Origin of the sequence: Alcaligenes sp. HNGD-HTN06 (assembly GCF_049932565.1) — a bacterium.
In the GTDB taxonomy this organism is placed as follows: Bacteria; Pseudomonadota; Gammaproteobacteria; order Burkholderiales; family Burkholderiaceae_B; genus Alcaligenes; species Alcaligenes ammonioxydans.
In genome coordinates this window covers 3,276,471-3,302,778 of sequence record NZ_CP187782.1, presented here as the reverse complement: position 1 = coordinate 3,302,778, position 26,308 = coordinate 3,276,471, and the positions used below count along the sequence as shown (strand labels likewise).

The 26,308-nt window shown below is 53.8% G+C and carries 23 protein-coding genes; 11 read left to right on the top strand and 12 right to left on the bottom strand.

Annotated elements, in window-relative coordinates; all coding sequences use genetic code 11:
• The first annotated feature begins 183 nt into the window (after positions 1–183).
• Complete coding sequence (locus ACOZ42_RS15100; RefSeq protein ID WP_426345333.1) at positions 184–1,434, top strand: O-antigen ligase family protein; 1,251 nt, start codon at positions 184–186, stop codon at positions 1,432–1,434.
• 1 nt (position 1,435) lies between these two features.
• On the opposite strand, the gene ACOZ42_RS15095 is transcribed toward ACOZ42_RS15100, so the two are convergent.
• Positions 1,436–2,713, bottom strand: a complete 1,278-nt coding sequence (locus ACOZ42_RS15095) for an exopolysaccharide biosynthesis polyprenyl glycosylphosphotransferase (protein ID WP_426345332.1) — start codon at positions 2,711–2,713, stop codon at positions 1,436–1,438.
• A 397-nt stretch (positions 2,714–3,110) separates the two neighbouring features.
• On the opposite strand from ACOZ42_RS15095, the gene ACOZ42_RS15090 reads away from it, so the two are divergent.
• From ACOZ42_RS15090 to ACOZ42_RS15065, 6 genes are read left to right on the top strand one after another with little or no spacing between them, the layout of a single operon-like run.
• Positions 3,111–3,935 (top strand): glycosyltransferase, encoded by an 825-nt coding sequence (locus ACOZ42_RS15090; RefSeq protein ID WP_426345331.1) that lies wholly within the window; start codon positions 3,111–3,113, stop codon positions 3,933–3,935.
• Between the two features lie 38 nt (positions 3,936–3,973).
• Complete coding sequence (locus tag ACOZ42_RS15085) at positions 3,974–4,765, top strand: ABC transporter permease (protein WP_426345330.1); 792 nt, start codon at positions 3,974–3,976, stop codon at positions 4,763–4,765.
• Between the two features lie 10 nt (positions 4,766–4,775).
• The gene (locus ACOZ42_RS15080) at positions 4,776–5,537 is read left to right on the top strand and encodes an ABC transporter ATP-binding protein (RefSeq protein WP_426345329.1); all 762 of its coding nucleotides are present in this window, start codon (positions 4,776–4,778) and stop codon (positions 5,535–5,537) included.
• A gap of 11 nt (positions 5,538–5,548) precedes the next feature.
• Positions 5,549–7,792: a glycosyltransferase family 4 protein gene (locus ACOZ42_RS15075; protein ID WP_426345328.1), complete on the top strand. Its 2,244-nt coding sequence runs from the start codon at positions 5,549–5,551 to the stop codon at positions 7,790–7,792.
• A 52-nt stretch (positions 7,793–7,844) separates the two neighbouring features.
• Positions 7,845–8,942, top strand: coding sequence for a class I SAM-dependent methyltransferase (locus ACOZ42_RS15070; protein ID WP_426345327.1), 1,098 nt, complete (start codon positions 7,845–7,847; stop codon positions 8,940–8,942).
• Positions 8,943–8,946: 4 nt separating this feature from the next.
• Positions 8,947–10,962 (top strand): glycosyltransferase, encoded by a 2,016-nt coding sequence (locus ACOZ42_RS15065; protein ID WP_426345326.1) that lies wholly within the window; start codon positions 8,947–8,949, stop codon positions 10,960–10,962.
• Positions 10,963–11,006: 44 nt separating this feature from the next.
• Here ACOZ42_RS15065 and ACOZ42_RS15060 read toward each other — a convergent pair whose 3' ends face one another.
• The 10 genes from ACOZ42_RS15060 to ACOZ42_RS15015 form a co-directional block, all read right to left on the bottom strand.
• Positions 11,007–11,381, bottom strand: coding sequence for a GtrA family protein (locus ACOZ42_RS15060; protein ID WP_426345325.1), 375 nt, complete (start codon positions 11,379–11,381; stop codon positions 11,007–11,009).
• Positions 11,378–14,263, bottom strand: a complete 2,886-nt coding sequence (locus ACOZ42_RS15055) for a hypothetical protein (protein WP_426345324.1) — start codon at positions 14,261–14,263, stop codon at positions 11,378–11,380. The genes ACOZ42_RS15060 and ACOZ42_RS15055 overlap by 4 nt, the downstream gene beginning before the upstream one ends.
• Before the next feature lie 24 nt (positions 14,264–14,287).
• Positions 14,288–15,025 (bottom strand): glycosyltransferase family 2 protein, encoded by a 738-nt coding sequence (locus tag ACOZ42_RS15050; protein WP_426345323.1) that lies wholly within the window; start codon positions 15,023–15,025, stop codon positions 14,288–14,290.
• Positions 15,026–15,424, bottom strand: a complete 399-nt coding sequence (locus ACOZ42_RS15045; protein ID WP_426345322.1) for a capsular biosynthesis protein — start codon at positions 15,422–15,424, stop codon at positions 15,026–15,028.
• Positions 15,425–15,434: 10 nt separating this feature from the next.
• Positions 15,435–16,904 carry a capsular biosynthesis protein gene (locus ACOZ42_RS15040; protein WP_426345321.1) on the bottom strand — a complete coding sequence of 490 codons (1,470 nt, stop codon included), beginning with the start codon at positions 16,902–16,904 and terminating at the stop codon, positions 15,435–15,437.
• Positions 16,905–16,907: 3 nt separating this feature from the next.
• Positions 16,908–17,855, bottom strand: a complete 948-nt coding sequence (locus tag ACOZ42_RS15035) for a lysylphosphatidylglycerol synthase domain-containing protein (RefSeq protein WP_426345320.1) — start codon at positions 17,853–17,855, stop codon at positions 16,908–16,910.
• Positions 17,803–18,633 (bottom strand): glycosyltransferase family 2 protein, encoded by an 831-nt coding sequence (locus tag ACOZ42_RS15030; protein ID WP_426345319.1) that lies wholly within the window; start codon positions 18,631–18,633, stop codon positions 17,803–17,805. The genes ACOZ42_RS15035 and ACOZ42_RS15030 overlap by 53 nt, the downstream gene beginning before the upstream one ends.
• Before the next feature lie 168 nt (positions 18,634–18,801).
• On the bottom strand, positions 18,802–20,073 hold the full coding sequence (locus ACOZ42_RS15025) for a hypothetical protein (protein ID WP_426345318.1): 1,272 nt from the start codon (positions 20,071–20,073) through the stop codon (positions 18,802–18,804).
• A 40-nt stretch (positions 20,074–20,113) separates the two neighbouring features.
• A complete protein-coding gene (locus tag ACOZ42_RS15020) occupies positions 20,114–20,521 on the bottom strand; it encodes a GtrA family protein (RefSeq protein WP_426345317.1) in 408 nt (135 codons plus the stop codon).
• Entirely contained in the window at positions 20,508–21,467 is a 960-nt protein-coding gene (locus tag ACOZ42_RS15015; RefSeq protein ID WP_426345316.1) for a glycosyltransferase family 2 protein, read from the bottom strand. Before ACOZ42_RS15015 ends, ACOZ42_RS15020 begins: the two co-directional genes overlap by 14 nt.
• A gap of 208 nt (positions 21,468–21,675) precedes the next feature.
• Here ACOZ42_RS15015 and ACOZ42_RS15010 point away from each other — a divergent pair, with 208 nt between their 5' ends.
• The 4 genes from ACOZ42_RS15010 to hpaI all read left to right on the top strand — a co-directional run bounded on the left by ACOZ42_RS15010 (position 21,676) and on the right by hpaI (position 25,213).
• Positions 21,676–22,689 (top strand): ABC transporter substrate-binding protein, encoded by a 1,014-nt coding sequence (locus ACOZ42_RS15010; protein ID WP_426345315.1) that lies wholly within the window; start codon positions 21,676–21,678, stop codon positions 22,687–22,689.
• Positions 22,689–23,516 (top strand): ABC transporter permease, encoded by an 828-nt coding sequence (locus tag ACOZ42_RS15005; protein ID WP_426345314.1) that lies wholly within the window; start codon positions 22,689–22,691, stop codon positions 23,514–23,516. Before ACOZ42_RS15010 ends, ACOZ42_RS15005 begins: the two co-directional genes overlap by 1 nt.
• Complete coding sequence (locus tag ACOZ42_RS15000; RefSeq protein ID WP_230406214.1) at positions 23,492–24,235, top strand: ABC transporter ATP-binding protein; 744 nt, start codon at positions 23,492–23,494, stop codon at positions 24,233–24,235. The genes ACOZ42_RS15005 and ACOZ42_RS15000 overlap by 25 nt, the downstream gene beginning before the upstream one ends.
• Positions 24,236–24,409: 174 nt before the next feature.
• Complete coding sequence (gene hpaI, locus ACOZ42_RS14995) at positions 24,410–25,213, top strand: 4-hydroxy-2-oxoheptanedioate aldolase (RefSeq protein ID WP_426345313.1); 804 nt, start codon at positions 24,410–24,412, stop codon at positions 25,211–25,213.
• Positions 25,214–25,307: 94 nt separating this feature from the next.
• Here hpaI and ACOZ42_RS14990 read toward each other — a convergent pair whose 3' ends face one another.
• Positions 25,308–26,195 (bottom strand): LysR substrate-binding domain-containing protein, encoded by an 888-nt coding sequence (locus tag ACOZ42_RS14990; RefSeq protein ID WP_003802176.1) that lies wholly within the window; start codon positions 26,193–26,195, stop codon positions 25,308–25,310.
• Positions 26,196–26,308 lie beyond the last annotated feature (113 nt).

The window sequence follows — 26,308 nt, the reverse complement described above, 5'->3', positions numbered from 1 at the left end:
GATTTAAACTGCCACGCCAGAGAAGTTCTGTTACAATTTAATACCTGCTTTAACACGCGTCCCTCTTTCTTTCGCATAGCAGTTTTAGCATGACAACAAGCCAATGCGAACACTCAGCAGTCTGGGCTAGTTTCGCCCGAATAACGGACCATACCAACCCGAACAATTGAATATTCTTAATCTATGGCTTTAGCATCCCTTTTTTCCCGCGAGGGCCATCGTGTTACATCGGTATTGGTGTTTCTGTTCCTCGCCAGTCTTCTGTCCACAAAAAGCGGCTACTCTTATGTGCTGGGCGTGTTGTCGTTGTACTCGCTTTGGCAGTTGAAAGGGCCACATATTTCGTTTAAGCGTTCGGAAGTTTGGGTAATGGTCTGGATGGGCTTGTTTGTGCTGGTGGGGGGCATTGCCGCAGCCTGGCACGGAGACCCTGCAGACGCTTACGAAGTGCCGGCCAAGTTTGCCTTGGGCATAGTGTTGATCCAATGCTGTATGAAGCAGCCACCCCAGCCGGCGGCGCTTTGGTCGGGGCTGGTGGTAGGAGCAATTAGCGGACTGGTGCTCGCCTATTGGAAAATGGTTCAGTCCGGCGAATTTAAGGCCTACGGTTACACCGGGGCTATTCAGTTCGGCAACCTAGCTTTAACCATGGGCGTGATCCTGATCATAGGATTGTGTTGGGCGCTTTGCCAGCGCTGCGCTCATCGTCGGCTCTGGATTGTGGCACTGGCTGCAGGCGCTACCTGCGGTCTGTTGGGCTCGTATTTTTCGGGCACCCGGGGCGGTTGGGTTGCTATTCCTGTCTTCCTGATGCTGTTTTTGGTAGCTTTTCTGCGACGTGGTAATTTAATGTCTTGCTTGCTGGTGTTTGCAGCGATCGTGGCTTCTGGGGCCGCTGTTACGCTGTATTCCCCATTGGTGCAGGAACGCATACAGGAAGTGTCCCAAGATCTGGCGGAGTATCAAAACGAGGGGGCTGCCAGTTCGGGTTCGTTGGGCGCACGTTTTGCGATTTGGCACACGTCGTTGGAACTTTTGAAGGAAAAACCAATTCTTGGCTGGGGAGAAGTGCACTTTCGCAAGGAGCTGCGTGAACGTGCTGAAGCGGGTTTACTAGGCCGGGTTCCAGCCAGCTTGGCAAATACGCACAACACCTTCCTGGAAGTATGGGTGAGATACGGGGGGCTTGCTTTACTGGCGCTGACTGGGATGATAGTCAGCTCGGCTTGGCATTTTCTGAGGTATCTGCGCCATCCCGATACTATTGTGCGCAGCTACGCTTTGGCAGGCGTTTGCTTGATCCTGGGCTACGTCGTGTACAGCCAGAGTCAGGTTATGCTCATACGCAACAACACGTTGATGTTCTTTTTATTGATGCTGGCGGTATTAATGGGGCTGCTGAGCCAGCGCTGCTTGCTCTTGGAGCAGCGCTGACTTAGCGTGCGCCAAATCCTGTTAGCACCGTGCGCGCAGTCAGCAGCAGTATGTAGATGTCCAGATAGATCGAAGCGTGCTTGATATAGTAGAAATCGTGCTCGATTTTTGCCTGTGTATCGCTTTCGTCTGCCGCGTAGCCGTAGCGCACTTGAGCCCATCCGGTAATGCCGGGCTTTATGACATGGCGGTACGTATAAAACGGTAGGGTTTTGTCGAACTGTTCCACGAACTCGGGCTGCTCCGGTCGAGGGCCGATAATAGCCATTTCCCCCTTAAGTACATTCAGTAATTGGGGGAGTTCGTCAATACGCAGTTTGCGGATGATGTGGCCTACCCGAGTGATGCGTTGGTCGTCTGTTTGGGCAAAACGGGCCTCTTTTTGTAGGCACGCCTCGGTCCTCATGCTGCGAAATTTATAGATGCGAAAAGGCTGATTGCCTCGGCCAATCCGCATTTGTGTGTAAAAAATAGGGCCTGGGCTGTCAAGTCGTATGCATAGTGCGGTGATCAACACTAGCGGCAGCAACAACGGCAGGGCCAAGATGACCATGCAGAAGTCCAGCAATGTCTTCAGTCGTTCGTAGCCACGCGATGGCAGCAGGGCGCCCAGGTTATTGTCCGCCATGCGCACTAGGCGCACGCGGCCTGTAATGGCCTCGTACATAGCTCGTGCGTCGTAAACCGCAATGCCGTTCAGAACGCACTGAGTAATGAAGCGTTGCCATGTGCTGTCGAGGCCGTTGAAGTCAGCCACTACCGCGTCGTAGCGCACTCCGGCCAGATTTGGGGCGCTCAGCACTCGTGAGTCGATCTCGCCCAAGTGAATCAGCTCATTGGCCATGCCGCCTGGAATGATGGCGATCTTCGCTCTAAGATAACGCTTGGTAAGCAGGTGTTCAGCAATGAACCAATTGATGCTGATGAATGTACTGGCAAATAGCATGTACCGGGACAGCTCGATGCGCAGGAATAAGGTGGTCAGTGCTCCAGCCAAGTAGATAAACAAGACATTCGAGATAATAAGGCCCATGCTTTGCCCACCCGGATAATTGTTCACCGTGCGGGAAATGCTTACATAACACATCAGTAGACAAACAGAGGCAAGAGTGATTGCCGTCCAGCGTCCTGGATCCTTGGCCTCCCAGAAGGGGTGGCCCCAGTACACGGTGGCCGGGATGGCCACGGTCAGAAGCCATCCGCATAGGAACGAGAAAGTGCGCGAAAGCAGGATCTGTTCGTGGAGCCGGGTGTAGCGTCTAGTGTGCAAATGGGTCATAAGAAGTGTTAAGCAGGCGGTGGCAAAGTTTACACGACTTGACCCGCCTTGGACGTTGAACCGGGTATGCGCTCTTGCTGCGCGGAAAAGGCTTAGGGGGACTTAGAACAATGTGTAGGCTCTTGGGGCTTACGATACGCTAATCCCTTCGTAAAAATAGGAGATTTTTCCGGATGCGGTTAAGCATATGACGGTTTTCTTGCAAGGCAATGTAGTGATCTGGCTGCGTTGTTTTATTGCACTGCACGGCTGGCTGTCATGGGACGTTGTGTTACAAACATAGACTGTTTTACCCATCGATTCCCGTCATCATGAAAGCCTGAGGCGCTTCCCAAACCGCGCGGTCGTTTTCCACCCCGATGCTCGCGAAAGGCCCTGCGCACTTTCTTTGCTTGTTATGTCCATACCATTCAGTTTGCTGATGTCCACTTATCACGGGGACCATCCAGAGTATTGCCGGCAGGCCCTTGAAAGCGTTTGTCAAGGAAGCGTGGTGCCCGATGAGTTGGTCTTGGTGCTGGACGGGCCCGTGCCACAATCACTGCGTACCATAATCGATTCATTTCTGGAACGGTTGCCTCTCGTGCTTGTGTCCCTGCCAGAAAATCGTGGCTTGGGTCCCGCCTTAGCGGCGGGCTTGCCATACTGCCGTCACGATTGGGTGGCGCGCTTTGATACGGATGACCTGTGCATGCCTGATCGATTCGAGCGCCAGTTGGCCTTCATCGACTCGCATCCGCATATTGATGCCTTCAGCTCGCCTATATGGGAGTTCGAGCATAGCCATCTGGAGTCGGGCCTGCTTCTCAAGTCCGTGCCAGTGGGGCAGGCTGAGCTGGCTCGTTATGCCCGGTTGCGCAATCCATTCAATCATATGACGGTCATGTTTCGCAAGCAGCGTGTTCTGGATGCGGGCAGCTATCAAGATGATCGTTATTTTGAGGACTATGCGTTGTGGGTGCGCTTGCTGCTTGACGGCGCGCAGTTGGACAATATGCCTGAGCCTACTGTCTGGGCACGTGCAGGTCGGACCATGCTAGCCCGCCGCGGTGGCTGGCATTATGCGCGTCTTGAATATGCCATTCAGCGTAAATTCTTGCGATGGGGGTTTACCAACATTTTTGAGTTCACCCGAAATTTAAGTATTAGAATTCCGGTGCGCTTGCTTTCGGACTCCCTGCGGGGAGCCATCTATGCCGGCCGGTTGCGGCGTCGGGCCTGAATACAGGCTGACAGGCTGGTTTTTTTCTAGGTTAGGGAATGAATCGATTTTTCAGTGTTGGCTACCAGGATATGGCGCAGAGTCTGCGCTCCAGTAGCCTTTGGCTTTTGCTGGGTTGGGTGGAAATCCGCCAGCGCTATGCTAGGTCCAAGATTGGGCCGTTCTGGTTGACGATCAGCATGGCCATTCTGGTGACGGCCTTGGGGTTGGTATATGGAACCTTGTTTCAGGCAAAGCTGAGTGAGTATTTGCCTCTGCTGGCCATTGGTTTCGTATTCTGGGCCTTCATCTCGACGTCGATCAATGACGGCTGTAATGCCTATATCAGCGCCAGTCCTTATTTGAAGCAGGTGCCGTTGCCACGAGGGCTGTTCATCTTTCAGACGCTATGGCGCAACATGATTGTGCTGGCACACAACTTCGTTATTGTTATATTGGTTCTGGTGATTTTCCAGATCAATTTCATTCATCAATTGCACTTTTTCATATTGGGATTTGCGCTGGTGGTATGGAATTTGATGTGGGTTATTACGCTGCTGGCTTTACTGTGCGCCCGTTTTCGAGACTTGCCGCAGATTGTAGCCAGCTTCATCCAAGTCATTTTCTATATCACGCCTATTCTGTTTAAGCGTGACATGCTGCAGAAGTACCCGCTGCTGATTGACTTGAATCCATTCGCCCACCTGATTGAAGTGGTGCGTGGGCCGTTGCTGGGCACGTCCGTTCCACTGCTGAGCTGGATGGTTTGTCTTGGGCTGGCTGTTGTCGGGACCCTGTTAAGTCTTTTCATGCACGGTAAATATCGCGCGCGTATTCCGTACTGGGTTTAGGGGCAGCTAAATGTCACATGTAATAGCAAAGAATTTGGTTGTGGAGATGCCGGTCTATGAGTTGAGCGGCCGCTCCATGAAAATGCGTATGCTCAATAAGCTGGCCTCGGGTAGGATCGGCGCAGGCGGCAATGGCATCACCGTGGTAAGAGCCCTGCAGGACGTCAGTTTCGAATTCGGTGATGGCGATCGGGTGGGGCTGATAGGATCGAACGGGTCGGGCAAGTCCACTTTGCTCCGTGTGCTGGCCGGCATCTATGAGCCTTCGGCCGGGCATCTGGAGGTTCAGGGCAAAGCGGTCGCTCTGTTGGAAATGGGCTTGGGCATGGATGACTCTATGACGGGTTATCAGAATATCAAGTTGCGTGGCATGCTGCTTGGCATGTCGCCCGAAGAAGTCGAGTCCAAGACGGCTGAAATCGCTGAATTCACCAGTTTGGGCGACTATCTGCATCTTCCCATTCGAGCCTACTCGTCGGGCATGCGCATCCGCCTGGCTTTTGCCATTTCCACGGCGGTCGAGGCTGAGTTGCTGCTGCTGGACGAGGTCATCGGGGTAGGTGATGCTGCATTCCTGGAGAAAGCGAACGCGCGCCTGAAGGCGTTCCAGGACAAGGCCAATATTGTGTTTATTGCCTCTCATTCTGCAGAGGTCATTATAGATATGTGCAACAAGGTGATGTGGTTAGAAGGAGGCAGGCTCCGTTTTGCCGGTGATGTCATGGAGGGGTTGCAGGCCTACTGGGCTTATCTTGCCGAACCTAAGTCTTGACGGGGAAAGCCGTGGATAAAATCAAGTCCAGACGCATTGCCCTCATTGTTGATATTCGAAACTGGGCTTTTGACAATGTTGCTCGCTCTCTGTGTGACAAGCTGAATGCCCATACTCATTGCACTATTTTGTATTGGGAGGATTTTTCCAATCCAGTTACGTTGCTTAAAAAGTTGGCTGAGCAGCAGGTCGACCATGTTCATTTTTTCTTTCGTGAGCACCTGAAGCTTCTGCTTTCGGTCGTCGATGGCGCTTCGGCGCCTTATCGTGCATTCACTCAGATGGCGATATCGACACATGTGCCCGATTACCTGTATTCCAATCATCTGGAATTGCTGGACAGAGCCAGTCTGTTCGAGTTCGTGGATGGCTACTTTACGACATGTCGCGATCTCCATGACCTGTACAGCGCAGATCCATTGGTAGCGGACCCGGACGACATAATCTTCGATTGGCCTGCAGTGCCGCTGAGCGGTGAGTCCCGCCCTTTAACTGGACGACCGTTTACGGTCGTGTGGTCAGGTAATTCGAAGTGGGGGGAAAGTGCCGGTTTCTCGGACTATAAGGGCTTGGTGAGCATCATTGAGCCGGCTATCGAGGCCTTGCGTGCAAAGTACCCCGATATTCAGTTCATTTGCTGCGATTCGGCAGTAAACGCAACACCCAGAGAACGTTTGCTTGAAATACTGCAGGACGCAGATGTGTTATTGATCGCGTCGCAGCAGGAGGGCACGCCCTTGACCCTGATTGAGGCCATGGCGTGTAGCTGCGCAGTAGTGACGACAGATGTGGGAATTGCACGGGAAGTCCTGCCGGCCTCTCAGGAAGCGATGATAGTCGAGCGCAGCGCGTTTGCGTTTGAGCAGGCTCTGGAGGCGCTGATTAGAGACAGACAGTTGCTTAAGACCTTGCAGGATGACAATCAGAGGATGTATCAGATCCAGTTCGGGGCTGAAAGCCCATTGTTGTCGAAATGGATTGCTTTTTTGAATCTGGCCCATGATCGTAATCTTCAGGACGGCCGCTTGCGCAAAGAGGCTGTAGGCGCCCGGCGTATGGGTTGGTTCAATCGCGGCTTGGTCACGGCATTCCGCTCGGGGGCTCGTCTTGCTCAGCAATTCAATCTTATCAAACCGATAGGACGTTTCGTGCCGGGCGCGTCTGCGTTGTATAACCGCGTCATTCATGGCGGGGCGGGTAGCGCAGTCGATTATGAGCGTTTGGAGCGATATTATCAGCGACAAATCGAACGTTCGGAGCGAATGGGTCTACTTGTCGTTTATGCTCCGATGTGGCGAGGCGTTGCCGCGTCCACGGAAGCCTTGTTCGAGCAGGAGTGTCTGCGTTTTCCTTATGCGGATCAGGAATTCCCTGAAGTACGCAAACATGTTTATCTCGATGCCTTGGTCAGTCAATTGAAAAACTGGCGCCACCCTATTATCTATAGCGGTGGGTCTGTACTGCATATTGAACTGGCTCAGCGGTTGCGGAACATTAATCCGGGTGTGCGTCAGTTTTTTGCCTGGCATGGCTCGCCGGCTCAGTGGGTTGAGCCTTCGCACCGGGCGCATTTTGATCTGTGGCGCCAACAATATGACAACAAAGTCATCGATGGAGTCGTGACCATCAAGCCGGGTCTACACCGTACTCTTGAAAGATTAGGCATCAGGGGTTGGGATTTGTTCAACCCTATTCCGCAAATTAGCAGCAGCCGAGGCGGACATCAGGGGAAGGCGGACAGTGTATCCATCGGCCTTTTTTCTGCGATCAGCTCTTGGTACAAAAATCCCTTTGTTCAGGCCCTGGCAGTGGCCGGTCGAAAAAATGTGGTTCTGAAGACCAATCTGGATCAAACGCAACTCAGTACGTTGAACCTGGGCGTGCAAGGTATTGATTTCTATCCTACCTTGCCGCGCACCGATTTTCTGCATTTGCTCGACGGATTGGATGTGAATCTGTATGTGACCAATACAGAGTGCAGCCCTATGTCCGCACTTGAAAGCTGGGCGCTCTCTGTGCCGTGCATCGTCGGTCCGGCGGGCGATGTGTATTCCGCTGTCAGTTCCAGATTGTCGGAATTGTTGGTTGAGCCTAGGGTAGACGATCCTGAAGCGATCAGCCGTCGCCTGGATGAGGTGCTTGCGAGCCGGCACGAGATTGTTGAGTTGCTGGAGGCTCATCGTGGGGACTATATGCGGATATGCGCTGAAAAAAGGGCGCAGCTGATTGCAGCGCTGCAATCATTCAAAAAATAAAATCTCAGCTGCCAGCCGTCCGGTTTGGCGAGAGTCTCGGGAGAATCAGGAAATGGAAAGGCTGGACATGGTGGCTTCGCCACAATATCCGAACATCGAAGCAGCTATTCATCTGGCGCGCTATTCAGCAGTCTTGCCGTACGTTAGGGACAAAGTGGTGCTCGATCTGGCGTGTGGAGAGGGGTACGGCTCGGCCTTGTTGAAAATGGCAGGGGCGCGCCGTGTTATCGCAGCAGACGTTTCTGTCGAGGCGGTGGAGAAGTCGCGCACTTTGTTCAGTGAAGTGGGGGTGGAGTACCTGCAGGCGGATGCCCATTCATTGGCGGAACAGTTTGGATCTGATTACTTTGATGTGGTTGTGTCCATCGAAACAATCGAGCACGTGCCCGATGACAGCGAGTTTCTGTCACTTTTGAAACAGATGGCTAAGCCTGATGCCGTGTTTTATATCACGTGTCCGAACGACCATTGGTATTTCGAGCCCGATCAATCCAACCCTTATCACTTGCGCAAATATACCTTTGAGCAGTTTGAGGATGTCGCGACCGGTGTGCTCGGTACTGAAGTACAGTGGTCATTGGGTACGGCTGTATTTGGGTTCGGAGCTGTTCCTAAAAATCAGGAAAATGATTACGAATCTATTGGCCAGTCATGGATGCAGGTACGGTCGGCAGATAAAGGATTTGCCATTCCGAACAAACAAGCAGCTATTGTCAATACAGAAAACTGCAGTTATTACGCGGGTATCTGGAACTTGCCCGAAAAAGCGAGTGCAGCGGCCAGCTATTTTGCCGTAGATATGGATGCGTATTTGCGGATGTTTGACGCGTGGTGCGACTTTCCAGATCAGCAGGCGGCTTTTGATCATCAGATTCAGCGGATGTCGGAGCACGTAACCCGTCTGCAAGGGCGAGTAGCGGATTTGTCGCAGGAGAACCGCCATATGGCACTTTTAATGGCTGCAATTCGTTCGGAAAATGAAGCACTGCGCAACACGGATAATTCCGGTTTTCGGGATCGTATTGCCTATCTAGAGGAGGTGGTTTCTACCATGGAGTCCGGATACTGGCGCTACACCCGTATGAGCCGCATGGTGCCAGGGCCTTTGAAGCGCATCCTCATGGGTTTGAAGCGTGTAGTGAAAGGATAAAGTCATGTCTTCTGAGCTACGTCGAGACCAGGACGCAATGTCCAACGAGGATCCTGGCAGCAGCATCGCTGCATTCACGCGTTTCAATCAGGCCATGCTAGGACGCAACGGTCAGGATCTAAGCCTTGTCGTCAGGACCGGAGATGGTGCTGAAGGGACATTGGCCGGCTTCATGGCGTCCGTCTGGCAAGTAATGCCTGAGTTCGCCGGAGAAATCGTTTTGGTCCACCTTCCAGGCGCTATGGAAGAGGTCACAGCGATTCTCGCCGCTTATGGCGATCGTTACCGTATACACACTCGCGAAGTCCGGGACCTGGTCTCGATGGAGCACTTGCAGCAAGTCATCTCGGGAGTCTCGACGCGCTGGGCTCTTCTGCTTACGGATCATATGGTGTTCGTCCGTAATCCTCTGGATGTGGCCATTGCGGAGCTGTCGTCTACAGGGGCTCATTTCCTGAGTTTCCATGCGAGTGTGCGCGGAGTAGCGGATAAGGTGGTTGCACCCCGCTTTATTGAAGTACTGTTCCTTAATGGCCGCAGTCTGGCGATTGTGAACAGCGCACAGGACAGTCTTTTCAGTGTTGCCGACGTGCACAACTTTCGTTGTCCGTATTTAAGTCTGGAAGCCTGCTTGGTATTTGTTCCTAGCTGGGCTCAATTGGGCGACTTCGAGCCTGGGTTGTCCGGTCAGTATGCGGATTTTGATTTTTCGCTGCGGGTTTTTCGCAATGGCTTTAAAGCCTTAGCTATGGTCGAGGGCGGTATTGAGCAGCAATCGGTGCCCGATAAAGCCGCCCACCCTTTGGTCGCTGGCCGTGATGCGCCAGGGCTGCATGTGGATGCCGATTTTCAGGCGGCAATGCTGCGTGAGTATGGCATTGAAGTATGCGCAGAGTTGGAGTCTGATCAAGTCGATCTGCAACTGGAGGCTTATCGCCAGTCTGGCATGAGCGACTGGATGGGAGTATTGAGTCCTGGGCCGTCAGCTGCAGTGGAGAAGCGCAAGCCACGCATCGCTTTGATCATCGACTCCGAGTATTGGGCATTCGCCAATATTGCACGCCAAGTTGTACGCTATCTGAGCCATAAATATGATTTTGTCATTATCCCTACGGGAGTGGTCGATAGTCTCACGCGTATTTTGTTGATGTGCCGCGACTGCGACATGGTGCACTTCTTTTGGCGTGAATTCTTGACCTTGATGGACTCGCAGTATTTCAAGGACTATAACTACGGTCTGGGTTACTCTGAGGCCGATTTCCATCGGCGCTACATCGCACCCCTGAAGCTTACTGGTGCGGTATACGACCACCTGTTCTTGAAAGAATCGGAGATACTCGCCCGCAAGCGTCTGTTTACGGAAATCATGTGTGGCTATACCGTCAGTTCGCAACGGCTACAAACTATTTATACCCAGATCGATTGTTATCCTGATCCTACGCAAGAAACAGCGGATGGCGTCGACCTGACCTTATTCAAACCCAAAAATCTAGAGCGCTTCGATGATATAGGCCAGCGTCCTATGGTCGTAGGCTGGGCTGGAAACTCCAAGTGGGCTGGCGAGCAAGAGGATTTCAAGGGTTTTCATTCCATTCTCATGCCGGCGATTGAGCAATTACGCCAGGAAGGCTTGGAGTTCGAACTGCATCTGGCGGATCGCCAGTTGGGGTTTATCAGTCATCACGATATGCCTGATTACTATGCACGAATCGATCTCTACATTTGTCCGTCCAAGATCGAAGGTACGCCCAACCCGATATTGGAGTCTATGGCCTGCGGCGTTCCTGTCCTGTCGACGGATGTAGGCATTGTTCCCGAGGCATTTGGTCCTTTGCAGATGGATTTCATTTTTGAGCGTAGCATTGAAGGGCTTAAGGAAAAGTTGCGGCATTTCTACATGAAACGACAGGAATTGGCGCCTATCCTGTCTCAGGAAAACAGAGAAAGTATAAAAAAATGGGATTGGTCAGAAAAAACAAAGAATTTTGAAATATTTTTTGATGAGATTCTGAAAAAATGATGAATTGAATCACAAAAAAAACCGCCAGCTGGCGGTTTTTTTTATTACAGTAATCTTAGTTTTCCTGTTGTTAAATATGACATGAATTGAAAGTTTGCATAAAAAGTAAATGGAGTGACTATTATTTTTGAATAAATTGGCTTAATCTGAGCGATGCTGGTAATTAAATCGATAATAAATGAGGCCAAAAGAATAGCGATGACTTGATAGATCAAGTACACAACCAGATTTTTAATTAAATAATGACCGTCGTACTGGAAGATACGTTTTATAGATGCAAAAAAAACAAAGGTTACTGCGGTGGTGGCCCCAATGATGTTTGCCAGCCATACAGGGGTTTGAATACTGGTTAATGTAGTGAAAAGTACAAAATCAATTAACCAGCCAAAACCAGAAACTAGGCCAAAGCGCATTATCATGATATTGGTTTTCTGTGCGAGCGAGAGAAATATTCCGTTATTGCAAGAAATGGAATGAGGATTCCAATAAAATGTAAGTCATATAGATAAAGGAAAACAGATGCGGGGGCGAATAGAAAGAAAATAGCAGACCGGGCCAGCAGGCTTAATGCAATGACGCTGGAAAGAGGAGCCCTGCGCCAGCCAAATAGTGCCACGAGCAAGCAGATGAGCAGTTGGCCAACGGAGCTCGCCATTTTGGCATTCCATGTTAGTAAGGCCTGACTGGCTCCTGGGTATGGGTGTCCGTCAGTTGAGAAACCGGTAAAAATGGCCGTTTGCTGTCGCCAATGAGGATCGGGGTTCAGTAGATGGTCATGAAAGGACGGGTGCGCGGCAGGATTGGCATCATAATTCTTTCCAAGACTGTTCCAGTCATGCCCCAGAATGGTGCCAAAGGTGGCTGTACGCAGCTTCAAGAATAGCAATGGGGCCTCGATCATGGACCGTACATACAGATGCTGAAGCTGTTTGTTTACGGCATCGCTGGGCAGGGGGCGCTGATTGCTTGTCTGGTGCCAATAGACCACATTGTAAGGGGTCCAGTTGTTGATGGCATGGTCTACATCCATTATTTGGTTCAGCTCGGCCTTGATGTCGGCATAGAGAGGGGCAGGCAGTGCTTCTTTTCCGTATATCAGCATCCCCGTCAACGGATTGATCAATGCGGTCGACGCATAGAGCCTTTTTTCGTTGGCAGCAGCGGTCTGGTCTGGAAGCACGAAGCGGGCCACGAGTGGGTTGATGGAAATGAGGATGCCGAGCACCACACCGCTTATGACCAGTGTACGGAGGCCCCAGCCAAAACTTATAGCTATAAATCCAACGCTCAGCAGTATCAACGTAGGAAGATTATCTATGCGCAGCAGGGCAAGGATACAGGCAATGATCAACAGCCAAATGCACGCCCCTTCTGGCACGGTTTTTTTACAGCGATACTGAATGACTAGGCTAAATGCGAGGACTACGAAGGCCCCCAGCATCAGGCCATTGATAGCGTCGCGCAGATGGGTGACGACGCCGATACTGATTGCGCTTAAGGGCAAGAGAAGGACGGTGAGAATGACGGGCAGCCAGCTGAATCGTTTGGGCGACCAACGGAGCGATAGGACGGATACGCCCAGCATGATGACCAAACCTACCAGCAACGACCATATCGTTACGAGCCAGCCAGGCCCCAGAAGCAGGAAGCCTCCAATGAATAATGGGTATCCCAATCCGTACCATAACGATATTTGTCCGGTTTGAACTTGCACGTATGGGGACAGACCATCCCAGCCCAGGATGGCCGGCCAACTGATTATCGCAAGCAGGCCAAACCAAGCAAACGAGGCGAGCAGGCACAAGCTTGCCTGAACGCACCTGCCTCGACCGGCGATCTGCAGCAAGCTGCGCGTAGCCTGAAAAAGGGTGACCAGCAGCATGACCAAACTGCCCGATACCATCGCGGCCATGGCCTTCATTGCTGTCAAACTATTTGTAGTGGGGCGTTGGACGGGGGTGAGAGCAATTTCGCCGTCTGACAGAGTCTGTAATGGCAGGAATCTATTTCCATGGGAAGAGGTCTGCAGCCTGAAGTTCTTTTGCGCATATCCACTTGATTCCAGTGAAATAGCCAAGGACTCTACATGACTGGAAAACTGGTTCCAGGGCGCAAGATTTATATAGGCTTGGCTTACTGTGGCGGTCAAGCCTATATCGTCTTGCTCCAGCAAGAGGAATGTTCTTCTGGTACTGATGTCGGCGGGTAGAGGAATGGTTAAATTGCTATCTCGAGTGCTTAGCTGCAGCGTCGGGGCTGTGTCCGCTGATGTGCTGAGCAGTTCGTACAGACAGGGCTTATCCTGTGTAGGCCGGCATGTCGATTGCACTGCATTTTGTGCTCGGCCGTATGGTACTAGCCGTAGTGCCTGCGCTCGCAACATATTGTTGTCATAGGCTTGGTGAACCTGTTGCGAACGTTGGGACTGGCCCGTTTGCAAAGGAATAACAAGCAAAGATGAATATCCATAGCCTGTGTTCAGATGAGCTTGGGCTGCCGGAGCAGGGGCGTCAAAACTGACTATTTCCAGCGCCCCTGAGTAGCTGACGTCTTGCAGCGTCCAGACTGTTGCTGCTGTGCATAGAACAGACAATGCCAAGCCAGCGTTCCAGACAGTGAGGGGCGAAAACAAACGGACATAGACCCCGGCAAGAAAAACGGCCAAAGCAATAACGATGGCTGCCTGCTGAAGTAGGCCTCTCCACGAGAGCTCGGGCACAGGAAGGGCAAGGGAGATGGAGTGAGCTTGAGCAGCGTAAAGGTCAAGTGTGCTTCGGTTCGAGCCAATATCGACGATCACCTTGCCTGAGTGATCATGCGATACAAAGTTGAGCGAGGCTCCATCGCTCCAGCCCCCTTGGAGCACCAAGGTCGCAGGTTGCCGTTGATAAGAGACATACACATCACCTCGTTGCTCCCAATCGTCCCCCTTGAATACACTTGCCGCCGGACTGCTCTGATCGATTAGGCTCACGAACACTTCTGATGACAAGGATTGGGGGTTTCGATCGCCTGTGGCCGTGATGGATACCGAAGGAACGGAGTCGCGCACCATAGGAGTTGAAAGCCCTAGGAGCAGCGCGGCTACGAGTGCGAATGCACAGGCCAGCAAGGTGGCATTGCGGGTGCCTCGTCGTGCCGACAGGCAGCGTAGTCCCAGGTAAATGCCAGAGCTTGCCAGAGCCGCCTTGAGCAGGGCGGCAGTAGAAAGATTGCTAATGAGAGGAGCCAGATAAGCCAAGCCGCCAGCTAGCGCCAGCGCGATATGCCAAAAAAAACGGGTGGTGTGGAGCCGGTTCATGCCTCGTTCTGATGCTCTTAATATCTAGAGTATGGGAGGCGACTGCTGCAGAAAGTTTTCGACCTCGACCGGTGTACCCAGCGGCACGACATCGTCATAGGCGATTTCGTGGAGATACACAGCCTGACCATCCTGAATCATCTTGCGGTACATGGGAGCGATGTATTTTTCGCCTTTTTCCATATTGGCAGGGTCGCTGTAGTAGGTCTCGTACACAGTGCGATACAGGTCAAAGGAGCTGAACCAGTACAGGCCGACGGTGGCATGGGGCGATATGCGCACTTTTTCACGCATCTCTGTGATACGACCTTGCTCATCTGCGGCTGCAAAGCTCCAGCCGTCGCCCTTGCCTGGAAAGCATGGAACCCATCCGTCCCCGCGCACTGCGTCGGCTGGTAGGGCGTCGGGGTGGACGAAAGTGTCGATGTTGTAGACCAGGAATGGCTCATCAGGACGGCTCAGATGCTCTCCGCCCAGGATTGCGGAGGTAGCCTGACCATCGGTCAGGGCATCGATTTCAATAATTTTGGCTGAACGTATACCCAGGTCGCGGCATTCCTGCTCGATAAAGTCGGTGGCCTGGTCTTCATTTCGCACCACGAATATAAATTCGGCGCCGGCGTTGATAAAGCTGCGCAGGCTTAACATGGACCAGGCAAAAAGTGTGCGTCCGTGTGCCTGGATGCGGTATTTTGGACAGTCGTAACCAGCGTCCCGGAAACGCTTGCCCAGGCCGGCCATTGTGATGACGACATTGCTCATTTATTGACCTCCTGGGTCTTCGCCGATAAGTGAAAGTATTTCTTCATAGCTAAGTGACTTGAATTCGTCTGGACGGATTGCTTTGTCGTCGACGTAAAATCCGCCTCGACCAGGCCAGGGTTTGCCCAGATGAAGTTCGTCGTAGGGGATGTCGTGACGATCCAGCCATTCCATCATTTGCTTGCCAGTCACTGCATTGATGCGTCCGACATTGCCATCGAACGTGTTCATGTTGCGAGCTGAAAACAGAATCAGGTAAAAGCCTTTTGCCTTGTAGTCGCGCATAAGATCGACGATATCGGCATAGGGTTGAAGGTCCGAATAACTCTGGTCCGGATGGCGGATCGGGCAGATAGTCCCGTCTACATCCATGACAATGCAGCGTTCTTTGCAGAGCACGACAGCTTCCTTAAGATTGGGATTCGAGTTCGGCAAGGATCTTGCCGGCGTTGACCAGGAAAGCAAGCACTTTTCTGGGCGAATCGATGTGCAGCGGTGCCATGCTCAGGAATAGCGAGGCTTCGAGCAGACGGATTCGATAAGGATCAAAACCGTTCTGGCGCAGATGTTGCTCGAACATCGGGCGAGCCCATGTCGGAACCTCCTGTTCGATATGCAGGCTCAGTTGGAGGTCTTGATCTATTTCCAGTTGGAACAGGCCATAGTTGATGAAGTCATAGTTTCCGATAACCGAGTGCGAAAGCTTGGCCAGATCGTAAAGAGGCGTCAGATACAGGTCGTCCTGGCTGTCAGCGCCACGAGGGTCGATGAAACGCATCAAGTCTGTGGTCTTGCTGTAGAGAATATTAGAAAAGCAGAGATCGCCGTGTCCCAAGCGAAGCTCATTGGGCTGAGGTCGCTCGTCAGCTTGATCCAGCAAGGTAAAGTAGCGATTGAACAGCGCGTCTATGCCGCCAAAGTTGACGTCCAGGTATGGGCTGAGCCGATCGAATTCTGAAAGAGTCTTCAATTGCTGCAGGCGTTCTTTGACTTTGGTCCGATATGCATCCTGATAAACAGATTGCGCTGTCACTTTGTCGACTGCCTTGGCAGGCCGCAGGTCGATATAGTGAAATATTTTGTCGAAAAATCGTTTCAGGCTGCGCTCATCCAAGGATCCGTGAATCCATTGCAAGGCCATATCCGGTACGAACAAGCGTTCCATCCGGTAGCTGGCGCTGTTGCCTTCCTGATGAAACGCATAGGGTTGAATGAAGAAAGTTTGCAGTTCGGCGGGTAGCAGTCCGTAATATTGGTATTCGCGCCGTAACTTCCGCGCATCTGATGAACGTTTTTCAACAGTGAAGTCGTTGACCGATTGCACGGAGTTAAAAAAGCGCACATCGAAGTTGCTGGTGAGATAGTCCGTGAAGCGCAATGGATCGCGCATGTCGATGAGGTGGACGTCGCTGGGCACCGAGTGCATCTGATGGCGCGCCTCGGCCAGAGTCTCTGCCAGGTTTCCTCCTTGCAGCGCTGTTTGCAGAACATGCCGGGCTAATTGCCCGGTCATGGCGGCGACTTGAATGCTGGGCTGTGCAGCGGCATCGGATTCGGTCACGCAGATGCACGAGCGTGTCAGGCTTAATTTACGCAGGAACAGGGCCGCGTCTTCTTCTGGGCAGCCAAACGCCATGAATGAAGGTATATACAGCACGACCAGATTGGCTTGTTCCAACCTTTTGGTCAAGGCGCTGGATGCTGGACCTTCCGCAAGCTCGACGAAATCGATGCCTGCTGCGGCGCAGATGTCTGCAATCCAGCGGTCCAAAGACCGCTTGCGATAGTAGATGTCCGAGTAGCGGCTGACTCCTAGCAGGTTGCTGATGTCATGTGGAACGATGGAGGCGTTATCGAACAGGAGAACGGCAGAAGTCATGGTTCAGGGTGGCGAATTATGGAGGCGCTGTCTCATTTTGGTATAGATACCAAGGGCTATCACGCCCATGCACACCAGTAAAAGCAGGCGGGCATGGTCTAGTTGAGCGACGGCAGGCAGGAGCTCGATAGAGGCGGTGGAGCCCAGGGCTAGGGTGAGTTGCATCACTAATGCCTGAGTTCCATCACGCCAGGGAGCATCTTGAAAAAGCAGGGCATAAGCCGACAGTTCCGCCAGCCAGATCAGGATGGTGAGCAGGCTCAGAGTGACCGTTTTACCCGACAATAGGGGACGAGCCTGATCCAGTAATTGCTGGAAAGAGTCCAACAGTCGCAGGATGCCAATGGCCTTGCGGCCTTGGTAACTGCGCATGACATGCAGATTCAGGCTGGCAAGCTGTTCGGGGACAATGAAGAAAACGACCAAGGTCAGCAGCACGAATCCGCCCATGGCCCAGAGAAGGACATCTAGTTGGCCAGGCAGGTAAGGGCTCAATGCGAAAGCCAGCAGCGCCAGCAGGATCAGTGCGGCGACGTCGAAAACGCGTTCTACCCATACAATAAGCAGACCTTTCCAGTAGCTGTTAGTCCACCAGGCGACTTCGTTGATGCGCACTAGTTCTCCCAATTTGAATGGGATGATGGCCGAGCAGGCAGCGGTATAGAAGTACATGCCTAACAGAGGGCGTAGCTGGCGCGCGCCCAGCAGCACGCTCAGCCGTATGGCGCGCAGACAGTGAGCCAGCAGGTACACACCCAGAGGAATCCAGAGGGGTGCTTGCGCAGAGGAGTACAGGTCTGGAAATGTGGTTAGCCATAAGGCAGTGCAAAGCAGGAATATTAACGCCGAGAGCCAGAAACCCCAGCGGGAAAACCGCAGTTGAGTCATGCAGGTCATATCAGTCGTGCGGTGCATCGATAGGAGCATGCGACCATTTAACGGTACAACCATAGTCGTCTGCAGGGCGCCCTGAGTAATTACCTTTCATGAAGGCGGTTCGATTGAAGATGTAACGTTTCAGAATCCCCAATACTTGAATGGACTGGCGCGCCAGTTTTACGTTGGAAATTTGGTCGTCCTCACGCCAGGTGATGGGCACGAATCGAATGTTCCATTTCCAGGCTACGGATGCGAGGATCATGAAATAATTGAAGGTTAGGTTATTCGCAAATCCGGCATACCCGCCTTGCGATAGCCGACTGACCCGATACAGGTTCAGGCCCGAACCAAGGTCGTAGAGCCGGCGTCCCGCACCAACAGAGAACAAAAGGTTGAATACCTCGTTGCCGAAGGTCCGGAAAGCCGAGTAGCCCTCTAGTTTGGAGCCTGGCATGAAGCGGGCGCCAAGCAGACAGTCAACGTCGCGGTGGGCGCCCGATCGCAGATGAGGGATCAGATCGTGGATATTGCCTTGGTCGTCGCCGTGGAGAACGATGAGGTAGTCGAAGCCGTTCTTGATGGCGTAGTTGAAGGCGACTTTGTGTGAGCCTCCCAAGCCATAGTTGTCATTGTTACGAACGCCTGTGACCTTGACGTTCAAGGCTTTTGCTGTCGTCTGAGCGGCTTCCAGCGTTCCGTCAAGACTTTGGTTGTCCACGACCAGTATTTCTGAGAAAAGGGACTCGACGCCCTTGAACTGAGCTAGCACTCGCTGTATTTGTTTGCTGCAATTGTAAGCAGGAATAAAGACCAGAATGCGTTCTTCAGGTTTGTGCAAAGTAGGGCTCATGGATAAGTTCGGCAATGCCATTACCTAGATTCGGTAATTGTAATGTATTTGATTATTCTGTGTTTTTTCAAGGCTGACGCCCTAGTAAGCTGCCATTTTAAAGGCTTGCTCTCAAGGCGTCACTGTACGAGGACAGATTATGGAGGCCCATAGCGGCCAAACTCGATGTCATTGGTTTGTATTCAGGTCTTTTGTGGCGTCTGAATATCGGTTTGTCTGGTATCGACTGCTCTGCCTGAGCAATACGCAGGCCACAGTACAAGCCAGAACCGACCAATAGTAGTACCGGAAGTAAGGCGCGTTGGCCACCAGCAGATAGGACAGCAGGTTGATCATGGCCGATAGGCTCAAGGCCGCGGCCAGACCTGCATTGGGGTGGTGACGCCAGCGGTAGCAGGCCATCAGCAGCAGCGTCGAGGCAAGTAGCCAGAACCATCCCGTGAACAGAAACGGTAGCGCCTTGGCTATGCCCCGGACATATTGTCCTGTCAGGATGCGTAAACGATTGGTATCGGTCGATTCGAAGGAGTGGGGTTCCCAGTAGCTGTAGCTGGGCTTGTTCAGGTCGAAAGGCGGGGACAGCGAAATGCCCATGAAATGGGCATAGGTCTTTAATCGGAAGCTCAGGTAGTCCCAGGGATAAGTTTGCACAGCCTGCTTCCAGGCAGCTTGTATTCCTTCGATTGAAAGGGGCGGCTCGCCTTTGTCGTGCAGGCGGAAGTAATTGTCATTGATGGACGTGCGGTAGCTAGCCTGTAGTTGGTTCAGGCTTAGTCCAGGGATCAGGGACTCTTGTCGTGCGATGGAAAGATTAGTCAGATCGTCCACCAGGATGACAATCGAAGGGTTATCCTTTTGCGTTTTGAGCACGCTCGAATTGAATAATTGGACAGCGGCGTAGACGGCCACCATGGCGATGGCGGAAATGACCAGCAGCAGCGGCCAGGCCAGACGCCGAAAGCGTATATGGAAGAACAGGTAGAGCAGAGGAAAGATGGACAGGGCTGTGTTGTAGCGGTAGCCCACGGCAATGAACGCGCAGACCCAGAAAATGCCCGCTGCGACGTAACCCCGCTTCTGCAGCAGTGCCGCAGCCAGGAGCAGGAAATAGGCGGTGCCCACGTCCTTCCATATGATGCCGCTGATGCCCAGGATGAAGGGCAGCAGTCCCACGGCCAGGTACCAAATTGGCGACTGTTGCTGATTTTGACGGGATAGGTAAAACAGCGCGCCCCAGAACACACACACATGCAGTACCAGCAGGCCGGCATGGTCGGGAACAATGAAATTGGTAAGCCGCCACAACCAGGCCATAAGTGCAGGGTGCCAGTCGCTGTAGCTGTTGCTGTTGGCCTGCGCCAGTTGCGACAGCGAATCCGGCGTGACGATGCCAGGATAGAAAATGGCCAGGTTCAGCATGGCTGCGACCAGGAACAGCATTGTTTGCGCCCAGAGCGGCATCGCCTGTTTTACAGAAAGTCTAGCGATGATCGGCATGATGGGCCTTGAACAGCAACAGTTTCATTTGTAGATAGTTGACGACCATGCCCGCCAGGCTGCCCAAGGCCACACCCAGGATTGGATAGTCCCGAACCGTGGGCAGATAGTGGATGGACAGGGCATAGGCCAAATAGTTGACGGCGCCGCCCAATAGCATCATCGTCAAGTAACGGATGAATTCCTGACCTAAGGACAATTTGGATGAGCGGTGATGAAAGGTCAGGTTGCGATTGATGAGCCATGTTCCCAGCACTGCGCACAGAAACGAGACGGCGCGGGCCAGGTAAAGGCCCATGGCGCCTTTTAGCGCATACAACACCGCACTGTCGATCAGAAAGCCTGCTGTGCCGGCGAGTCCGAAAAAAAACAGTTCCTTAAGCCTGGGCATCGCGCTTGGGTGTCCTGTGCAATGGAACGGCGAGATAAGCGAAGCGTCGCATCTCCCGGCGCGCGCGAGTCAGTGAATCCAGAATGATGCCGGCTACGAACATCAGCAGGCTGACAATGGCTAGACCCGTGGCCAATATGGCCGTCGGGAGCCGGGGAACCATTCCGTTGTCCAGGTAATCGATCAGCAAGGGGGTCGCCAGGATCAGTGCCAGCAGTGCCAACAGAACGCTGATGAGGCTAAAGCACGCCAGGGGACGCTCGAACATGTACAGCCGCCCTATGGTGCGCAGTATGCGTATCCCGTCGCGATAGGTCGACAGCTTGCTGGCGGATCCCTCGGGGCGAGCCCCATAGGTCGTGTCCATTTCTCCATAGGGCATAGCCATTTCCAGGGCATGGACCGTCAGTTCGGTTTCGATTTCGAAGCCCACGGACAGGCTGGGAAAGGATTTGACGTAGCGACGGGAAAAGACCCGATAGCCCGACAGCATGTCAGTGAATTCGCCGCCGAAAATATTCTTGACCGAGCCGGTCAGCAGACGATTACCGAAACGGTGGCCGCGCCGATAATTGTCTTTTTCGCCGCCATCCGTGCGGCACCCCACCAGCATGTCCAGGTTGTCCGCAATCAGGCGGTTCACCATGTCGCCGGCGCATGAGGCGTCATAGGTCGCGTCTCCATCGACCATGATGTAGTAGTCGGCGTCGATATCTGCAAACATGCGGCGCACGACATTGCCTTTGCCCTTCTTTTGAACTTGAAATACCGTGGCGCCGGCTGAACGCGCTACCTCTTGAGTCCGATCTGTGGAGTTATTGTCAAAAACATAAATGGAAATAGACGGAATGGCTCTCTGAAAGTCTTGTATGACAGTGGCGATAGCCGCTTCTTCGTTATAGCAAGGGACAATCAGGGCGATGTGATGTTTGGAGAGTGAGGGCATGGCGACATGGACAAGTGATTAAAAAACACTGCATGGGACGACCTGTGATGCGCCTTGAATATTGTTTCTATATGTAGGCTATCAATAAGTATAGCGAGTGTTTCCCTGCGACCAGCAAGGTTTATTATTTCTTGAGGTTATTAACTAATAAAGATAGGTCTCACCAACAGGTTTATGCTTCAATTTTGGCCTGTTTTTCGAGTTTCTAATGCTTTTTCGTTATGTAGCCGCCAGCGTACTGGCTTTGTCCGCTGTCCTGCCTGTGCATGCTGCCGAGCAGCCCCTAGAAATCGGCTATCTGCCTATTTTGCCTGCCGCTCAGCTGTTTGTGGGGCTGGAGTCCGGCGATTTGCTGCCGGAAGACGAGCCTGCGCCCAAGCTGGTGTTGTTCCAGAGCGGACCGGCGCTGACGCAGGCGCTGATCGCAGGCCAACTGGATGTCGCCTATGTGGGCATTGGCCCAGCGTTGGTGGCCAAGGCCAAGGGCGCTGACATCAAGGTGGTTGCCTCCAATATTGTGGAGCAGGTCAATGTGTTGGCCATCGGCGAGCTGGCGAACTACTTCGATGGCGATGAGCCTGATTTTGCAGTGGCGGTAGCCCGATTTACCCAGGAAAAGGGCCGCAAGCCCATGATTGCCAGCTACCCCAAGGGCGCCGTACCGGAGGCGGCTTTGCAGTATTGGCTGCGTAATGTGGTCAAGCTGCCGGCTGACGCCGTTGAGCTTATCTATCAAGGCGAGGCGCAGATTCAGCAGGCCTTGAGCAACCAGGCGGTGGATGCCGCGGCGATTCTCGAGCCTACGGTCAGTCAGATCCTGAAGCGCCAGTCCGATGCCAAGGTGCTGGCGCAAGGGGCGCAGCTGTTTCCCAATCAGCCGGGCGCTGTGTTGCTGGTGCGCGAGTCACTGATCCAGTCCAAGCCTGATCTGGTGCAGCATATGGTTAATGCGCAGGTGCGCTCCACGGCTTTGTTGCGCGATGACCCTGCCAAGGCCACGCCTTATGTGCAGAAATACGTCGGGGGCGGCCGTCTGCCCAAGGACGTGGTGCAGGGTGCGATCGAGCGCTCGCACGACCAGTTCCAGGCGGATCCGGGCAAGATCATCAAGGCGACGGGCGAGTTGCAAGATTTTCAGGCGTCGCTGGGGACCTTGGGTACCAAGCTGGACGATGTCCAGGGCTTGTTTGATACCCGTTTCTTCCAAAAGGCGGTTCAGTAATGAGCGCCGTCAAACAAGCCAGTCTGCCCGCGCAATCCGCGCCGGCTGCGGGAGCCTGGGCGGATGCCTTGTGGCGCCGCGGGTTGGAGCGGGTCGTGTATGGTCTGGCGGGCCTGGCCTTGTTCATCCTGGTCTGGCGCCTGGCGTATGTTCTGGACTGGGCGCCGCGCGGCACCTTGCCCGATCCGCTGGTCTTGCCTTCGGCCTTGGTGGCTGAGCTGGAGTCGGGTCGCTTATGGCCCGCTGCCCAGTCCAGTCTGGTGCATTATTTCTGGGGCTTGGGCATTGGCACCATCCTGGGGATTGGGTTTGGTCTGGCTGCGGCAACCATCCATCGCTTTGACTTGTTGCAGGCTTACCTGGTGCGTCTGCTGCGTCCCATCCCGCCACTGGCCTGGGTGGTGTTTGCGATTGCCTGGTTCAAGGTTAGCCATACCGGGGCGGCTTTCGTAATCGCTATTGGCGTGTTCTGGCTGAACTACTTTGCCACGTATAGTGCTGTGCGCTCGGTAGATCCACGCTATTACGAATTGGCGGCTGCCTTCGGGCACCACTCTTATTTCTCCCGCGCCTGGACGGTAGTTTTACCTGCCATCAGCCCCGGATTGCTCAGCGGCGTGCGCGCCGGCATCGGACAGGCATGGATGACGCTGATTGCAGCCGAGCTGCTGGGTGTTCCTGGCATGGGACAGGAAATGAATGCCGCAGCCGGGGTAGGGGCTTACGATGCGGTCGTGGTCTACATGCTGATCATCTCGGTGGTTTACACCTTGTGCGACATGCTATTTCTGACTTTTAACAAATGGGTACTTCAGTGGCAGCCTTGATTCAGTTCCAGGGATTTGGTTTTCAATACCCCGGTGCGCCGGCGCCGGTGATCCGTGATGTGAACCTGGATGTTCAGGCCGGGCATTTTGTGGCGATTGTGGGTGGCTCCGGTGTTGGCAAAAGCACCTTGTTGCGGGCTGCTGCTGGTTTGAGCCAACCCAGCTTCGGACATTTGCGCTCCAATCTGCACGATAGCCCCGGTCGGCGCGCCAATGCGTTTGTCTTTCAGGACAGCCGCCTGCTGCCCTGGCGACGCATTGCTTCAAATGTGGCGTATGGGCTGGAAGGTCTGGGGCTGTCGCGTCAGGAGCGCGAGCAGCGAGTTGAGGCGGCCTTGAATCAGGTAGGGCTGGCCCACCTGAAAGACCGTTGGCCGCATCAATTGTCGGGTGGGCAGGTGCAGCGGGTGGGTATCGCTCGTGCTCTGGCCGTACAGCCTGATTTACTGCTCATGGACGAGCCTTTTTCGGCGGTCGATGCCTTGACCCGTCAGGCTTTGCAGGATGAGCTGGTGCAGGTGTGGCAGCGTAGTTCAGCGGCCGTGTTATTTGTGACGCATGACATTGATGAAGCTGTCTTTTTGGCCGATACCATTATCGTGCTGGGAGGCAGTCCGGCAGGGGTCAGTGCTCGGATCGAGGTGGACCTGCCTCGCCCACGAGACCGCACGACGCCCCGTTTTGGCGAGTTGGTCAAACAGGTTGGGCAGGCTTTGTAGCACCGCCTGTTGTCTTGCCTTGAAAAGGCCCCGGTGTGGGGCCTTTTTTTGTCTTTCATCTGCCGTCCATGGACGATGACGTACCGGACATAAACCTCGTGTTCACGTTCATTTTACCCGTGTGCGTTCTACACTGCTTGTTTGATGCCCACGCAGACCACAAGGAGAGATAGGATGCATCCGGTCAATACATTCAAGCAGGCTATGCAGCAAGGCAGGCCACAGATCGGTTTGTGGCATGGCTTGGCCAGCCCGTACGTGGCGGATTTGTGTGCTGGCCTGGGGTACGACTGGATCTTGCTCGATGGCGAGCACGTTCCCAACACGGTGCAGACCTTGCTGGCGCAGTTGCAGGCGGTCGCGGCCCACCCGATCGCGCCGATTGTCCGTCCCAGCTGGAATGATCCCGTGCAGATCAAGATGCTGCTGGACATAGGGGCTCAGAACCTGCTGATTCCCATGGTGCAGGATGCCGAGCAAGCCCGGGCGGCCGTGGCGGCGGTTCGCTATCCGCCCCATGGTATCCGGGGTGTGGGTGCTGCCTTGGCTCGCGCGGCCCGCTGGGGGGCCACGTCTGATTATCTGGAGCGGGCCAATCAGGAAATGTGCGTGCTATGCCAGGTTGAAACACGGCAAGCCCTGGAAAACCTGGATGAGATTTTGGCGGTGGAAGGCGTGGACGGGGTTTTTATTGGTCCGGCTGATCTGGCCGCCAGCATGGGCTATTTGACCGAACCAGGACATCCGGCGGTTCTGGCGGCGATTGAAGAGGCAATTGTACGTATACGTCAGGCGGGAAAGGCGCCGGGTATTTTGCAGGCGGATGTTCAGGCTGCGCATCGCTACCTGTCCTTGGGAGCCCTGTTTGTCGCCGTCGGCGTGGACGCCGTGTTGCTGCGGCAAGCCGCTACGGTGTTGCTGAGTCAGTTCAAGGATGAGATTGCCGTGCCTGTTGCTCAGCCAGGGGCAGCGTACTGAGCTAAATGCCAGGGGCTTCGGACCTGCCCATGACGGGGTGGCAGTTTGACCGCCTGTCGGGCACAGATTGCTGCTGCCTCCAGAGAGCTCGTGCTCAGGTACTGCTGTCCAGCAGAAAGCTCAGCAAGGTTTCAGCGCTGGGCTGCAGATCATCGCGCCGACGTACTCCAATCAGAATTTCCCGTTGGCTCCACGTTTCGTCCAGTTCAATCATGCGTGTATTGGGGATCTGGTAAATGCTGGCGCTCTTGCGTGGCAAGATGCCAATCCCCATTCCGGCGTTGATCAACAGGCACATGGCGTCGTAGCCCGATACTTCGGTACGAATGCGCACGGAGCGGTTGGCCTCCATGGCGGTTTTGGTGATCTGGTAATGCAGCTGTGTTCCGCTTAGCAACGTGATCTGCTCATGTTCCAGAGTCTGCTCAAAACGTACTTTCTCGTGCCTGGCCAAAGGATGATGGATGGGCGCCAGTACCACCAGCTTGTCACTGCGAAACGGATAGGCCTGGATATCGGCGGCGTAAGGCAGGCGGGTAAACACTCCCAGGTCTGCTTTGCCCTCTGACAGGGCGCGAATAATGTCCAGGCTGGTTTGTTCTTCCAGTTGCAGGGCAATCGCCGGATGTTGACGCCCGAATTCGCCCAGCGGTTCAGCCAGAAATTGTGAGATGGCGGAGGTATTGGCCAGAATATGGACCAAACCTTGCAGGCCTTGTGAGAAGGCCTGCAGGCGGGTTTCGATTTCCTGCGCACTATTGAGCAGCGCCCGGGAGCGGTACAACAACTCCAGACCTGCGGCGGTTGGGCTGACCCCTTTGTTGGTGCGCAGCAGCAAGGTCGTGTTCAGAGACTGTTCCAGATCCGCGATGCGGCGGCTGACCGCGGCGGCGGCAATGTGCTCACGTTCAGCCGCCTGGCTGATCGTGCCTTCTTCCAGTATTCGGACAAATAGTTTGAGGGTCAGAAGGTCCAGTTTCATGCTGGCATCATATCGTTTTTTTCAGCATGTCTGCATAAGCTGCGGCCTTCAAGACGTTCCTTAGCGGCGGTGGTGGGCAAGCCGCGCGTTTAGGTGACCGCGTGCGCTGGAGT